This window comes from Peptostreptococcus sp. (genome assembly GCF_036639115.1).
GTDB lineage: Bacteria > Bacillota > Clostridia > Peptostreptococcales > Peptostreptococcaceae > Peptostreptococcus.
This window is the reverse complement of record NZ_JAVWJH010000009.1, coordinates 1-14,725: the sequence shown is the minus strand read 5'-3', so window position 1 is coordinate 14,725 and position 14,725 is coordinate 1. Positions and strand designations below refer to the sequence as shown.

At 32.1% G+C, this 14,725-nt stretch carries 9 protein-coding genes; 3 read left to right on the top strand and 6 right to left on the bottom strand.

Annotated features, from left to right (window positions below):
• The first annotated feature begins 193 nt into the window (after window positions 1-193).
• Together pepT and RR561_RS08890 are read left to right on the top strand one after the other, a co-directional pair.
• Window positions 194-1,423 carry a peptidase T gene (gene pepT / locus RR561_RS08895; RefSeq protein WP_332507523.1) on the top strand — a complete coding sequence of 410 codons (1,230 nt, stop codon included), beginning with the start codon at window positions 194-196 and terminating at the stop codon, window positions 1,421-1,423.
• Window positions 1,424-1,640: 217 nt separating this feature from the next.
• Entirely contained in the window at window positions 1,641-5,765 is a 4,125-nt protein-coding gene (locus RR561_RS08890; protein WP_332507521.1) for a cell wall-binding repeat-containing protein, read from the top strand.
• Window positions 5,766-5,879: 114 nt separating this feature from the next.
• Here the strand turns inward: RR561_RS08890 and RR561_RS08885 are convergent, their stop codons facing one another.
• The 6 genes from RR561_RS08885 to RR561_RS08860 all read right to left on the bottom strand — a co-directional run bounded on the left by RR561_RS08885 (window position 5,880) and on the right by RR561_RS08860 (window position 11,891).
• Entirely contained in the window at window positions 5,880-6,842 is a 963-nt protein-coding gene (locus RR561_RS08885) for a D-ribose ABC transporter substrate-binding protein (RefSeq protein ID WP_332507519.1), read from the bottom strand.
• Between the two features lie 32 nt (window positions 6,843-6,874).
• Complete coding sequence (locus tag RR561_RS08880) at window positions 6,875-7,819, bottom strand: ABC transporter permease subunit (protein WP_332507517.1); 945 nt, start codon at window positions 7,817-7,819, stop codon at window positions 6,875-6,877.
• Window position 7,820: 1 nt separating this feature from the next.
• Window positions 7,821-9,302 carry a sugar ABC transporter ATP-binding protein gene (locus RR561_RS08875; protein WP_332507516.1) on the bottom strand — a complete coding sequence of 494 codons (1,482 nt, stop codon included), beginning with the start codon at window positions 9,300-9,302 and terminating at the stop codon, window positions 7,821-7,823.
• 15 nt (window positions 9,303-9,317) lie between these two features.
• Complete coding sequence (gene rbsD / locus RR561_RS08870; RefSeq protein WP_332507515.1) at window positions 9,318-9,761, bottom strand: D-ribose pyranase; 444 nt, start codon at window positions 9,759-9,761, stop codon at window positions 9,318-9,320.
• 17 nt (window positions 9,762-9,778) lie between these two features.
• Window positions 9,779-10,681 carry a ribokinase gene (gene rbsK, locus RR561_RS08865; RefSeq protein ID WP_332507513.1) on the bottom strand — a complete coding sequence of 301 codons (903 nt, stop codon included), beginning with the start codon at window positions 10,679-10,681 and terminating at the stop codon, window positions 9,779-9,781.
• Between the two features lie 229 nt (window positions 10,682-10,910).
• Complete coding sequence (locus RR561_RS08860) at window positions 10,911-11,891, bottom strand: LacI family DNA-binding transcriptional regulator (protein WP_332507511.1); 981 nt, start codon at window positions 11,889-11,891, stop codon at window positions 10,911-10,913.
• A gap of 459 nt (window positions 11,892-12,350) precedes the next feature.
• On the opposite strand from RR561_RS08860, the gene RR561_RS08855 reads away from it, so the two are divergent.
• On the top strand, window positions 12,351-14,372 hold the full coding sequence (locus RR561_RS08855; RefSeq protein ID WP_332507510.1) for a cell wall-binding repeat-containing protein: 2,022 nt from the start codon (window positions 12,351-12,353) through the stop codon (window positions 14,370-14,372).
• Window positions 14,373-14,725 lie beyond the last annotated feature (353 nt).

Below are 14,725 nucleotides of genomic sequence, written 5' to 3'. Positions count from 1 at the left end.
ATTTTTCTTCTTATTATAATGTGATAATTTTCTAAAAAAATATATGAATTTAAAAATTAGAAAATGAAATGATATTAAAATAAAAAAAAATAGATATAAATTTTTAGAAAATAACAAAAATAACAACAATTAATGTTATAATATTAGTGTGAAATCATAATATGGTTTTAATTAGATTTTTTGGGAGGTCGACATGAGAGAAAAGGTTTTATCAAGATTTTTAAATTATGTTTCTATTGATACACAATCTGATCCAAACTCAAGTAGTAGTCCATCTACACAGAAGCAGTTTGATCTAGCTAAGGTATTAGTTAAGGAACTTGAAGAAATAGGGCTAGAGGACGTCACTCTAGATGAAAACTGCTACATAATGGCCAAGCTAGCAGCAAATACTGAAGGAATAAGTCCAATTGGATTTATCTCACATATGGATACAAGTCCAGATATATCAGGTAAGGATATCAAGCCTAGAATAATAGAAAATTATGATGGTAAAGATATAGTTTTGGATGCAGATAAGGGAATAGTTACTTCATTAAAGGATTATCCTGAAATCGAACGTTTCAAAGGACAGACAGTAATTGTTACTGATGGAAGTACTTTGTTAGGTGCAGATGACAAGGCTGGTATAGCTGAAATTATTACAGGTATAGAATATCTAAAGAACCACCCTGAAATAAAGCATGGTGATATTATGGTAGGATTTACTCCAGATGAAGAAATAGGAGCTGGAGCAGATGATTTTAGTGTAGAAAAGTTTGGTGCTAAATATGCCTATACTCTTGATGGTGGTGAACTAGGAGAACTGGAATATGAAAACTTCAATGCAGCATCTGCAATTGTAACTATAGAGGGTAGAAATGTTCATCCAGGTTCTGCAAAGAATAAGATGATAAACTCAATCTATATATCAGCAGACGTTATGGATGCTTTCCCTAAGAATGAAAGACCTGAAACAACAGAAGGATACGAAGGTTTCTATCATTTAAATGATATGCAGGGAAATGCAGATGAAACAATGATGAATTATATCATTCGTGATCACAATAGAGAAAAGTTTGAAGAAAGAAAGACTTTCTTCCAGAATACTATAGATGAATTGTCAGCAAAACATGACAATAGAATATCTGTAAAAATTACAGACAGCTACTACAATATGAGAGAAATAGTAGAAAAGCATATGTTTGTTGTAGACCTTGCAGTCGATGCTATGAAGGCAATAGGAGTAGAACCTAATGTAATACCTATAAGAGGTGGTACAGATGGTGCTAGACTATCATTTATGGGTCTACCTTGTCCAAATCTATTTGCTGGAGGAATCAACTTCCACGGCAGAAATGAAATGGTAAGTGTTGAAGCTATGGAAGCTGGTGCAAAACTAGTTGTTAAGATAGCTGAGAACTTCGCTGAAAAAGGATTATAAAATAAAAAAAAGAGGGGCTTACCCCCTCTTTTTTATTGTAATAATTAAGTAGAATCGTCTTATTTCTAATATTTATATATCAAATTATTTTTTAAAAATATATAAAGCATTCCTATCTGTTGCATAACTATAATAAAAATGATAACATTATATTATATAGTACTAGTACTATATAATATAATTCAATAAATTAAATTTAAGGAGAGGGGTGCTTATATTGAGAAAAACATTATTTCAAAGGGCAATTTCTATATCAATGGCTCTATTATTGGCTTTATCATCGACAATGCCAGTCTTGGCAAGTGATGTGGAAGACGCCAGTAGGAGTAAAGAAAGTTTTGATACTGAACTTACATTCATAAATTCAGAGAATTTTAAGGAGGGGGAAAACAGTATCAAAAAAAATTCCAACCCAATATTTACATTTGAAACAGGACGTTTAAATTTAAAGGGTAATACAGAGTATGAGATGGATTTTCCGTACAATGACCTGCAAGGTGTTGGAGAAATTGAAGGTGAAGGTAGTCAAAAAATTCAATATCAAATAAGTGATGGAAAGCTTAAGTTGATAACACCAAAGGATTCTGATGGTTTGATTACAACGGATGGACTGAGTCTTGACTCTTACATGAGTCCATCATCAGAAAAGGTATCAATAGATAAGTATCTAGTTAGTAGATATGGCTTTGAAATGAGTGGACCTATATATAAAAAATATGAGGAAAACCAAAATTACAATGAATCAGCTGAGTTTACATTGTCAAAGATAGAAGGTCATATTTTTGATTATGAAAATATTAGTCTAAAAAGCAATAATACAAATTTCATAGTTGAAAAAGTAAACGAAAGTGATACTTCTATTAGCTATAAGGTCACTCTAAAGGATGGAGTTAAGGGTCTAAATAGAGCTAGTATAAGTGTATCAGATAAGGTAAATACAGAAAGTAAATCTATTGAGCTTGGTATTGAAGAAAAGGAAGTTCCAGATCCAGCTATAGCAAATAGAAAATTTAGCTTTAATCAAGATGGCGATTTGGTAAGTAAATTCCAAGTAATAAATATTGATGAAGAAATAGATTCGATAAAGATTAATGAAAAGTTAGAGTTACCAGAAGGCTTATCCGAACTGATATCAGAAGAAGAGATATCAAAAGATACAGTGCTTAAAAGAAATGAAAAGGGAAATTTTATATATGAAAGAGTGATTCCAGTAGAGAGCTTGGAAAAATTAGCTCCAGAAATATTGGAATCTTTAAATAATAAAAATATTAAGAGTATTATAACTTTTAATGAGGATAAGACAAACACTAAAGAGACTCCAGTAAAAACAAGAATAATAAAAAATAGAATAAAAGAAGAAGGGGATACCTCTACTTGGAGAGTTGTTCTAAACCCATACAATAAGGCTATAGGAGCAGAAAAATTTAGTGATACAATAACAGCAAAAGAAAATGGTGCTGACATAGAAATAAAGGATATAAAAGTATTTTTAGAAGATAAATCGAGCAATAAAAAAGATATAACAGATAGTGTGAAGATAAGCAGTGAGGGAAAAAATATTAATATGGAATTTGGAGATTTAGATAGTAAAATTACAAGTATGAAAGAGGTATTGAAAACCCCTATACACAAAGATTTAGATTTTCCATATTTATATGTAAGAGCATCTGAAAAAGAAATTAAAAATAATCCAGCATATCCACTTGGTTATAATGAATATGAAGATCCATTCTTGGATATAAGTGACAACTACGGATTTGTTATTAAGAAAGATGCAAGTGAGATAGATGAAGAGAACCTGAACGAAGATGTAGCTGAAAACTATAAGTTTGATGAAAATAATTCGGGTAGAAGGCTAATTGTTGAATATGATACAGTAGGTAAGGTTAAAAATAACAAAGCTAAATTTGACTATACAAAACTACCAGAAGCTCCAATAATAGTAAAGGGAACTATTGAACCATATTTTAAAGCTGGTAAGCATGAATCTCAGAATGTGACTGTGGATGAGGAATCTATCACACAGCCTGATCCTGAGGATAATACTCAAACAAAGACTTATGGTACAGAAAAAGTATCAATTCCTATGAGTGATGATAAAACTATAGTAGAACATAGAATTTTAGTTAATTCACTCGGGAATCCATCGAAAAATATAAATGTGCTAGATAACTATTCTAGTTTTTATAGTAAAAATATAATTGGAAAAGCTGTTCTCTATGAAGTGGATTCAAAGGAAATATCAGATGGTAATTCAAAGTATTTAAAAGAATTTTCTACAGAAAATAAAAAGATTAGCGATGTAAAAATAAACAATGAAAATGGAAAACTTTCATTTGATATAGAGGAAGCAAAGGAAAATGTTTCCTATGTATTGGTGTTTAAGAGTTATATAGATGGAAGAATATCGAATAATTATAATGCTAATAACACAGTCACAGCAACTTATAAAAATCCTAAAAAAGATTCTATAGAAAGAAAATCAGACACAGTAAACTATAATATGGGACTTAGCAAGTCAGTATCTAAAGATGCAGAAAATCAAAGTACAAGAAAATATAAGCTTTCAATCAATCTTAAGGATCTTTTAGGAGAAAAGGTTTCTATGGACACAAAGGGAATACGAATAGAAGATAGCTTAAAATTCAGAGATAAGAGAAATTTTGATCCTAGATTTATAAGTGTTAGCGATGTAAAAATAGACAATGAGGATGTTAAGTTGGAAAGACAGGAAGATGTAGAAAAAGATGCTGATGGTAATGTAATTGGCATAAAAAATATATTTTCACTGACATCTAGTAAAAATATTCCTGAAAATATGACTATAGAGTATGATGTCAAATTTGATACTCAAGAGTTGCTTAAAGAAAATGAAAAATCAGCCATTGTAGACAATGCGGTTGTAATGAATGTTAAGACAAAGGATAATAAACAACCAAAGCAAGAGTTTATACTGTCATCGAGTGCATCAACTACAATAAATAAAGCACAATTTTCAAGTCCATATTTCAATGTAAAGTTGGACAAAAAAGTAAATGGTAAAGAGACAAGTGATAACTTTGAATTCAATCTATATGAAGGAGATAGTGTAGATTCTTATAAAACAATAAATGGTTCGCTGTCTATAAAAGGTTTGGCTTTTGATAAAGATTTCAAACTGACTGAAACAAAAAAATCTGGATATGAAGATTTAAAAGATATTAAATTTAGTTCAAAGTCTCAACAAAATGGAGTGTTTTCAATTAACACAGTTGAAGGTTTCAATGATAGAGTAAGGTTTGTTGGAATAGAGGATAAAAATGGAAATAAAAAGGAAATAAAAGAGACAGATAGTGAAATAATAGTATCAAATAAAGATACGTTGATATTAGAAATATCAAATAAAAAGACAACAACTGGTGGAGGAGGAGGAGGTGAAACTCCAGAAACTGAAAAGGCCACAGCTGTACTAGCAAATGGTAAGAAGTATACGGATGTTTTGACAGCTACTGTACTAGCAAATGAGAGAAATTGTCCTATTTTATTGACAGATACAGATAATATCACTGATGAAACTCTAGCTGAACTAAAGAGAAGAGGAACAGGTGATGTAATTATATCTGGTGGAGAAAAATCAGTTTCTAAAAAGGTAACTGATCAACTTTCAGACTACAATGTAATAAGATATGCTGGTAGAGATAGATATGGAACGGCAAGAGAGATAGGAAAAGAAGTAAGAAGATTATCAGGCAATGAATATTCAGTGATGCTGGTTGATGGAACAAACTTCCCAGACGTAATTACCATATCTGCATTGGCGACACAAAAAAGAGCACCGATACTAATAAGTGAACCTCAGAAATTGAATAAGACAACAGAAAATACTATGAAAGACTGGAAAATAAACTCTGTTTCTATAGGTGGAGAAAAATCATCTATAAGCAAGGATATAGAGGATCACTTAAATAAAGACTTAAAAATTAAGTCAGTTGAAAGATTAGGTGGAAAAAATAGATATGAAACAGCATCTATAATAGGAAATGAAGTAAGAGAAAAAAGTGGAAATAAAAATGATATGATCCTTGTAGATGGAACTGATTTCCCAGATGGTATCACTATAAACAGCTTAGCGGCTAAATACAAGTGCCCAATACACCTAACAGAAGCCAATAAACTAAATAAAACTACAAGTAAAGATATTGAAAAGTGGAATATAAATAATATAATTGTTGGAGGAGGAGAAAAGTCAGTATCCAAGGATATTTATGACGGACTAAAAGTTGACCAGAAGAAGAGGATCTCTGGTCCAAACAGATATTCTACAGCAGTAAAAATATCACAAGAAATGTCGAAGTTTGAATAGCTTTAGTAATATAAATAAACATTTAAAAAAGGAAGTCGAATTCGACTTCCTTTTTTGTGTTTTGAGTTGTTATATAAGTTATTTTTAATTATTATAAATCACCTTAGTGAGTTATTACTGATCTTTTTGAACCAACTTTAGTGGTGATGAAATCTTTGCAGGTATTGTCTTTCCACTGAAATAGTCAACCGCTGCATTTACACCAAGCTCACCTATCTTATCAGGTTGCTGAGCTACTGTAGCATTTAATTTGCCATCCTTTACAGAGCTAATAGCACCTTCAGTACCATCGAATCCAACTACTGTAATCTGATCTTTCTTACCTACATTTGATATGGCCTCAAGAGCGCCTAGAGCCATTTCATCATTCTGACAAAATACACCCTTGATATCTGGATTTGCCTGTAGTATGTTCTCCATAACAGTCAGTCCTTTAGCTCTATCGAAGTCTGCTGATTGTGAAGTAACAACCTTTAGGTTATCATTTGCTATATTTTTAAAACCCTTACCTCTTTCATTAGTTGCAGAGGCTCCAGGTATACCTTCTAACTGAGCGACATTGGCATTTTTACCAACCTTGTCAACTATAAACTGTGCAGCCATTTCTCCACCTTTAACGTTATCTGAAGCGACTAGAGATAGAAGTTTTCCACCCTCTGAGTTTCTGTCTAGGGCTATTACTGGTATTCCCGCTTCATTTGCAGCGGATACAGAAGTAGATATAGCATCTGAGTCAACTGGATTGACTAGTATGATATCAACTCCCTGTTGTATAAGGTCTGACATGTTGTTTGATTGAGTAGCAGCATCATCTCTTGCATCAGAAATGACAAGCTTTGCTCCAACTTTATCAGCTTCTTTTTGAGCACCATCTCTGACAGATACAAAGAATGGGTTATTTAAAGTAGACAGTGAAAGACCAATTGTTAGATCCTTTGCAGCCTTTTTCTCAACTGCCTGCTCGCTTTTACCAGGTTTTTCGCCTTCTAAATATACAAATCTATTACTTTTACAGCCTGTCAATGTAGCCGTAGCTACTAGAAAGGCAGCTATTAATAAACCAATTTTTTTCTTCATTATTAGCCTCCTATATATATTTTTAAATTCTATTATTTATTTCTTTTTCTATCTATAAGTACTGCTATTAGGATTACTATACCTTTGACTATCTGCTGATAGAAGCTTGATACTCCTAGCATATTCAGACCGTTGTTTAGAGTACCTAGTATAAGTGCACCAACTAAAGTACCTGCTATAGAACCCTTACCACCTGACATACTGATACCACCAAGAACTACTGCTGCGATTGCATCCATTTCATAGGCTGTACCTGCAGTTGGCTGGGCTGAATTTAGTCTTGAAGTAAGTATAAGTCCTGCCATTGCTGCCAAAAATCCTGATATAGCATATATTTTTATTTTTACAGAATCTGTTTTTATACCTGATATAAAAGAGGCTTTCTCATTTCCACCGATTGCATAAGTTTTTCTACCAAAAGGAGTCTTATTAAGTATTACAAATGCTATTGCGAAGAAAATTATCATCAATATTACAGGCCAAGGAACACCAAGTACATATCCTCTACCTATAAACTTGTATGAAAAAGCATCACTGAAGTTTGTTATAGGGTTACCACCAGTATAGACAAGTGTTAGTCCTCTGAAGATTGTCATAGTGGCAAGTGTAGCTATAAATGGAGCCATCTTTCCCTTTGTAATAAGGATACCATTAATTGCGCCTAACAAAGCACCAACTGCTAGTGCTATAACGACACCTATCATAGGTGGAACTCCCATTCCCAAAACACCTGCAAAAATAGCTGATGTAAGTGCTAGAACGGATCCAACACTAAGGTCTATACCACCAGTCAATATTACAAATGACATACCAAAAGCGATAAGTGCATTTACTGAAACCTGTCTAAGAAGATTTATAAGGTTACTTGGCTTTATAAAACTGGGATTTAATATTGTTACGAAAATCATCAAGACGATAAGTGCTATAATTGGTCCCAATATTCCAAGGTCTTTATTTTTCATTTTAGTTTTTACCATTTTATTGTCCTCCTGTTGCATAAGTCATAATTTTTTCTTGAGTAGCTTCTTCTCTAGTAAGCTCTCCTGTTACTTTGCCTTCATGTACTACCATTATTCTATCGCTGATTCCCAAAAGTTCTGGTAAATCACTTGAGACTACTATTATTGCAACTCCCTTTTCAGCGAGCTCATTTATTAGGCTGTAGATTTCTCTTTTGGCACCTACATCTACGCCTCTAGTAGGCTCATCAAGTATTAGAACCTGTGGGCTGATTGTAATCCATTTTGCAAGAACAACCTTCTGTTGATTACCTCCAGAGAGAGAAGAGGCTGGGTCGTTTCTAGATTCTGATTTGATCTTTAATCTATTTACCAACATATCAACTAAATCATGAACTTCAGAATCATTTATTATATGGTTCTTAGCGAATTGTTTGATTACAGGAAGGATTATATTGTCATTAATAGATTCGTCAAGTATTAGACCTTCATCTTTTCTATCCTCTGTAATAAATCCAATACCGTTTTCTATAGAATCTTTTGGTCCTTTGATAGCGAGCTTTTTTCCCTTTAGAAAAACTTCGCCCTTGTCTAGGTGATCTAATCCAAACACAGCTCTCATAATTTCTGTTCTACCAGATCCCATAAGTCCAGAAAATCCTAATATTTCACCTTCTCTTACATGAAAATTGATATCTTCAAATACCCCATTAGATGTAAGGTTTTTACCTTCAAATATTGTGTTTTTAATTTCGTTAGTTTTTTCAGGATAGTAATCTGTAATTTCACGTCCAACCATCTTTTTAACGACTTCATCGTAGTTTGAATCAGCGACGGCCTTAGTATCGACTGACTTACCATCTCTCATAACTGTAATATAATCACATATTTCAAATATTTCTTCCATTCTATGAGATATATATACTACAGTAACCCCTTTCGCCTTTAGGTCTTTTATAATTTTAAAGAGTCTTTCAATTTCTTCTGTCATTAAAGAAGCACTTGGCTCATCCATAATTATAAATTTAGCATCTTTCATAAGGGTTTTGGCAATTTCTATTAGCTGCCTCTGTCCTACAGACAAGTCTTTAATTTTTGAGTCAAGATCTATATCAATACCTAAAGTCTTAAATACTGGCTCAGCCTTTTCTTTCATCTTTTGATTATCTAAAAATCCGAATTTTGTAGTTATTTCATTTCCGACAAAAATATTTTGAAGAACAGTCATCTCGGGATAGTCATTGATTTCCTGATGAATAAAATATATTCCAACAGCTTCAGATTCATTTATATTCGTATAGTTGACCTCATTGCCATCTACAAAAATCTTTCCTTGATCTTTTTTGTGAAGTCCAGTCAATATATTCATAAGAGTAGATTTTCCAGCTCCGTTTTCTCCCATAAGCGCATGGACTGTTGCGGGCTTGATATCTACATCGACTCCTTCAAGTACTGAATTTGTGCCGAATGATTTCCAAATATTTTCCATTTTAACGTGCATTTTTCTACCTCCTTTTTAAAAGATTACTCCTGATTGAAGGATAATGTTGGAGTAGGGGCTTGCTTCCCCAGTTCTAATAATAACCTTGGAGTTTTTAGTTAGTTTTTTTAAATCCTCATGTGATACAAACTCACTTTCAACAGGATTTTTTTTATTAAAGCTATCAACAAGACCTTTTGAAGGGTAGTGTTTTTTTAATCTGTTTTCTATATCACCTAACTGATCGGAGTTTTTATCTCTTATTTCCTCTGCCAATATAACTTTTTCAATCTTCATGTCCTCAAGTATTATTTCAAGTACATCTTGAAAACTAGGTGTTCCAAGCTTTATAGCAAGATCAATCTTTGCTACTCCATCTGGAACAGGCAGACCGCAATCTGCTATTGTTATTTGATCAGTGTGTCCAAGATCTGATAGTACCTTGGATATTTCGCTATTTAAGATTCCATGTTTTTTCATATGAAGCTCCTATAAACTTATAAATTCCAGCTAGCTTTATAATTTTTGTTGCTTTTTAATTCTTCTAGCTGAGGCATTCCTCCTTGAGCGCCCATTTTCGTAACAGATTGACTAGCAGATAGATTTGCAAGTGTGATGGATTCCTCTATAGATAATCCATTTGAAATTCCAGTTGAAAATCCACCGATAAATGTATCTCCGGCACCTGTAGTATCGACCGCATCTACCTTGAAAGTTGGAACGAGGTGACTTTTTTCACCGTCATTGAAGAATACTCCCTGAGATCCCATAGTGACTAAAAGTTTATTTGGATACTTTGCTACAGCTTGCTGAATAGTCATATCTGGATACAAAAGCTTGCATTCACTTTCATTAGGTAGTAGATAGCTTGCCTTTTCTAAGATGGAAGCTTTGACCTTTCTATATGGAGCAGGGTTTAGTACAAAAGGTATTTTTCCTTCCTCACATATATTTGCTAGAGCCTCTACAGATTCTTCGGATACCTCATGTTGCGCAACTGCTATATCACAAGTTAGAATTTCTTTTTTATATTTATTTACATAATTGGCATCTACACATCCATTTGCACCAGGAACGTATATTATGGAATTATCAGAATCAGATATTGTAATAATGGCTGCTCCTGAAGATGTATGTGTAACCGATTCCACGCAACTTACATCTACATTATTTTTTTTAAGGTTGTCAATTATTGAATCAGCAAATGAATCATCCCCGACTTTACCAAGCATTAAAACATCAGAGCCCAGTCTACTTGCAGCAACAGCCTGATTAGAACCCTTCCCGCCAAAAGTAGTGAAGAATGAATTACCCTGCACAGTTTCGCCCACATTAGGTCTAATATCAGTTGTAGCTACAAAATCAGTTGAAAGACTTCCCAAAACTAAAACTTTACTCATTTAATTACCTCCATTTCAAATATGAAATTTTATATTTAAATACTATGTATTTTACTATTATAGTACATTTATCCTAGCAATTATATTATACATTAGAAGAAACAATATAATAAGTAAGGATAAAATTGTATATTGTAGGTATATATACCCATTAGTGGACATATATACCTATATATTACTTATTTGAAGAAATTAATACCTTTAAAGGACATAATACTTTTAAAGAACATTACTTAAGTTCTTTTCTAAGAGAACCTTTCTCCACTAAGATTGAAAAAAGCTGAATTTCTTTATTTTCAAGTTCGTTTTTTTCAATTAGTTCAATTAACATTTCTGCAGCTTTTTCCCCTAGTAAATCACCATCATGGTTTATGGTAGAAATATTGGGGTTTGATAGCTTAGAAAATATGGTATCATCATAACCTACTATCTGGACATCCTCTGGAATCAATATACCTAATTTATCAAGATATAAAGAAGAACAAAGGGCGTGTAGATCATTGCAAGCAATGATTGAGTCATAATTATTTGAAGATTTGTCCAAAAAATCCACAAATTTTGATGCAGACTCATAATCATAGTCTTCAGAGTAGTGGATATCATATTTAATTTTATTTTCATCTAAAACGGATAGAACTCCCTTAAGTCTATCCCTGGCGACTCTTACATTTTGTGGTCCAGCCCCGACAAGTACATTTTTGCATCCGCCATCCACTATAGCTTGAGCTGATAACTTACCACCATTTTCTTCATCATAGAAAACAGTGTACTCAAAGTTATTTTTAGCTCTATCAACTCCTATAATAGGGCATCTAATAGATTCATAGTGATCGTCTACAAAACCTGTAGATGAAATAATACCAGCAATATTATTTGTCATAAAAGACTCCATGTATTTTTTCTCATCCTTAAGATTGTCTACATTACTAATAATAAGATGGAATCCTTTTTCATTACACACGGCTTCTACGCCCTTTATCATGTTGTTGAAATAAGGGTTGTCTATCTGTGGAACTAACAAACCAATTAGTTTGGAAGTCTTCTTATATAGAGACCTTGCAACTTCATTAGGAGTGTAGTGTAGGGTTTTGATGGCCAGAGAAATTTTTTCTCTAGAGTTTTCACTGACATAGCCGCTGTTGTTTATGTGTCTAGATACAGTAGCGACCGATAGTCCAGATAGCTCAGCAACATCTTTAATTGTTGACATTTATTTCACCTCCTAATTCAAAAATATATATAAATAAGTTTCTGTTTATATATATGATATCATATTGCGATATCTATATAAAATCAAGATAAATATTGTTAGTTTTCTTCTCAACTAGAAAAAGAAAGAGTATAAACACTATCAAAGTATAAAATAGCAGTCAAATGTATGTAACCGCTTACATATATTGTATAACCAATCGTTTTCATCGTCAATAGAATATGATAAAAAAATAAATAAAATATTTGGATAAATATAAATATATTACAAATTATAAATATGTAATATATATGGCAGAATATTGTATATTTTGATACAATTAAGCAAAGAGATCAAAAAATTACATAATATAATCATTTACTTTTGGAGGTGTTTATTATAAAAAATAAATAATATTTTATAATAGTTTTTATTATTGTAGAAAAATAAATATAATTATATGGAAAGGGGTTAATCACGGTGGAAAAAGTAATTGGATTTTTAAGGAAAAATATAATAATAGTCATGTCAATGATATTTATCGGTGTATTTTCTGCAAATGCTTCTGCACAAACTATATCAGGAGGAAGTGTGAATAAGGGAGATATAAGGGCACCGCAGTATACGTTTACAGTTTCTAATGGAAATGGTTTAGCAGATGGATATCTAGATCTTTATTTGTATATTCCCAAATATTTAGATACACAGTCAAATGAATTTAATATGAGTCTATATAATCATGAACCTATAATAGATAAGGGAGAGGAATATATTGATAGGATAGAATATTCTATCTCTAAAAATGATGTCGAAACGTTTTCAAAAGAAAATATTAAAAATATAGATTACATGCCAATTAAATATGAAAAAACAAAAGCTCATGATGCAATAACTGGTGAAAAAATAGATACTAAAGAAATAAAAATATTAAAATTAAGAATGTATTTAAAAAATTTCTCAGCCAACAAAAGTTTTGCAATCACAATACCTATAGCTGCCGATTTAGATAATGAATTTAAAGATACACTAATTAAAAAGAGTTATGCAAAAAGTATCATTACTGCTAAAGAGGGGCTAAATGTAAAGAGCAGGGACATAGATATTGAATTTGAAACAACACCTGTTGAGCTATCCTTCGACTTGGATGGTGGTCAAGGAGATATAAAATCTCAGATAATGGCAAGAGGCGATAAAGCAAGAGAAGTAGAGAAAGCTACTAAGGATGGAGCTTTATTTGTTGGTTGGTACGATGGAGAAGACGAGTTTGATTTTTCAAAAGAAGTAACAAAAGATACAGTTTTAAAAGCTAAGTGGGAAAAATCATATGACGTATTGGTAAAATATGTAGATGAAAAAGGAAAAATACTTAAAGAAATTCCTTTGAAGGGAAAATTAGGGGAAAAATATACAACTAAAGAAGAAAAAATAGATGGCTATAAACTTAATTCAAAGCCAGAAAATGCAGAAGGAATATTTACTGAAGAAAAGCAAGAAGTAGTATATAGATATGAAAAAGAGAAAAAATCGACAGGAAGTTCCAGTTCTGGGGGTGGTAGCTCATCATATAATCCAATTATTGATCCTGAAGTAACTAGAATCTCAGGTAAGGATAGAGTGGAGACAGCGGTAGAGTTTTCAAAGGAAACGTTCGGAAAGTCTAAGTATATAATAGTGGCAGATGGAAAAAACTTTGCAGACCCACTAGTTTCAACAACTCTTGCGGCTAGATTGAAGGCACCAATACTTCTTACTGTTGGTAATAATATAGAAGAAGTAGTTAAAAATGAAATAAAAAGGTTAGGTGCTAGAGAAGTAATAATAGTTGGAGGTCCTAAGTCAGTAAGTGATAGCAAAAAATATCAATTAAAAGAATTCGACTCAAATGAAGTAGAAAGAGTATATGGACACAACAGATATGATACAAGTGTAAATCTTTCAGAGAAATTGATAGCAGAGTTTGGTGTTAGTAAAGACAAAGCTATTCTCGTAAGCGGTGAAATCTTTGCAGATGTTTTATCTGTATCTCCTTATTCTATAAAGATTAATAGGCCGATACTTCTAACGACTGTAAATAAATTGCCTGAAAGTATAAATAGTTATATAGATAATAGAAAGTTAGACGAAATTTTGCTAGTAGGTGGAGAAGCTACTATATCATCTAAGTTAAAAGATAATATAGATAGTAAAGTTAAGAAAAGTAGAAGAATAGCTGGATCAAATAGATATGAAACATCAGTCTTAATAGCTAACGAGGGCTTTAAAAATGATCAAAAGGCCTATATAACAAGTGGAGAAGTATTTGCAGATGGATTAGTGTCAGGGGCAGCTTCTTTTAAGGGAGAAGAAAAACCAATAATATTGACAAGAGAGGATTTATTATTGGATGTCACAAAAGATTACCTTAAAAACTCTGATATTAGGCAGCTTATGATAGTTGGTGGAGTAGATAGAGTTGGAAGAGACTTAGAGTTAGAGCTTAAAAACATTGTAGAATCAAAATAGCGATATAGCGCTACTAAATTAAGACAATGAAAACGAGCAAATACTTATTTGGTCAAAATAAAAAATATTTACAAAGAAAAAGTGAACTATCTCAACACGTTAAGTAATAAGAAGTTAATAAAAACATTACCTAAAAGGCTCTGATATCAGGGCCTTTTATATGTGTCGTTAAAAAAATATGAAAAACTTTTTAAAATATGTTGACATTATTCTTTTAAGATGGTATATTATTACTTGTCCTTGAGACACAGGAAAAACAAAATTTAAAACGATTGATTCACTTTGAAAAATAAAAAATAAAAAGTGTTGACAAAACATTTTAAATATGTTACTATAAATAAGTCGTCAAAACA

What these genes read in the sequence shown, in the direction of transcription:
- RR561_RS08860 (WP_332507511.1), bottom strand. Translation starts at nt 11,891, where the DNA reads ATGTCAACAATTAAAGATGTTGCTGAGCTATCTGGACTATCGGTCGCT.
- RR561_RS08885 (WP_332507519.1), bottom strand. Translation starts at nt 6,842, where the DNA reads ATGAAGAAAAAAATTGGTTTATTAATAGCTGCCTTTCTAGTAGCTACG.
- rbsK (WP_332507513.1), bottom strand. Translation starts at nt 10,681, where the DNA reads ATGAGTAAAGTTTTAGTTTTGGGAAGTCTTTCAACTGATTTTGTAGCT.
- pepT (WP_332507523.1), top strand. Translation starts at nt 194, where the DNA reads ATGAGAGAAAAGGTTTTATCAAGATTTTTAAATTATGTTTCTATTGAT.
- RR561_RS08880 (WP_332507517.1), bottom strand. Translation starts at nt 7,819, where the DNA reads ATGGTAAAAACTAAAATGAAAAATAAAGACCTTGGAATATTGGGACCA.
- rbsD (WP_332507515.1), bottom strand. Translation starts at nt 9,761, where the DNA reads ATGAAAAAACATGGAATCTTAAATAGCGAAATATCCAAGGTACTATCA.
- RR561_RS08875 (WP_332507516.1), bottom strand. Translation starts at nt 9,302, where the DNA reads ATGCACGTTAAAATGGAAAATATTTGGAAATCATTCGGCACAAATTCA.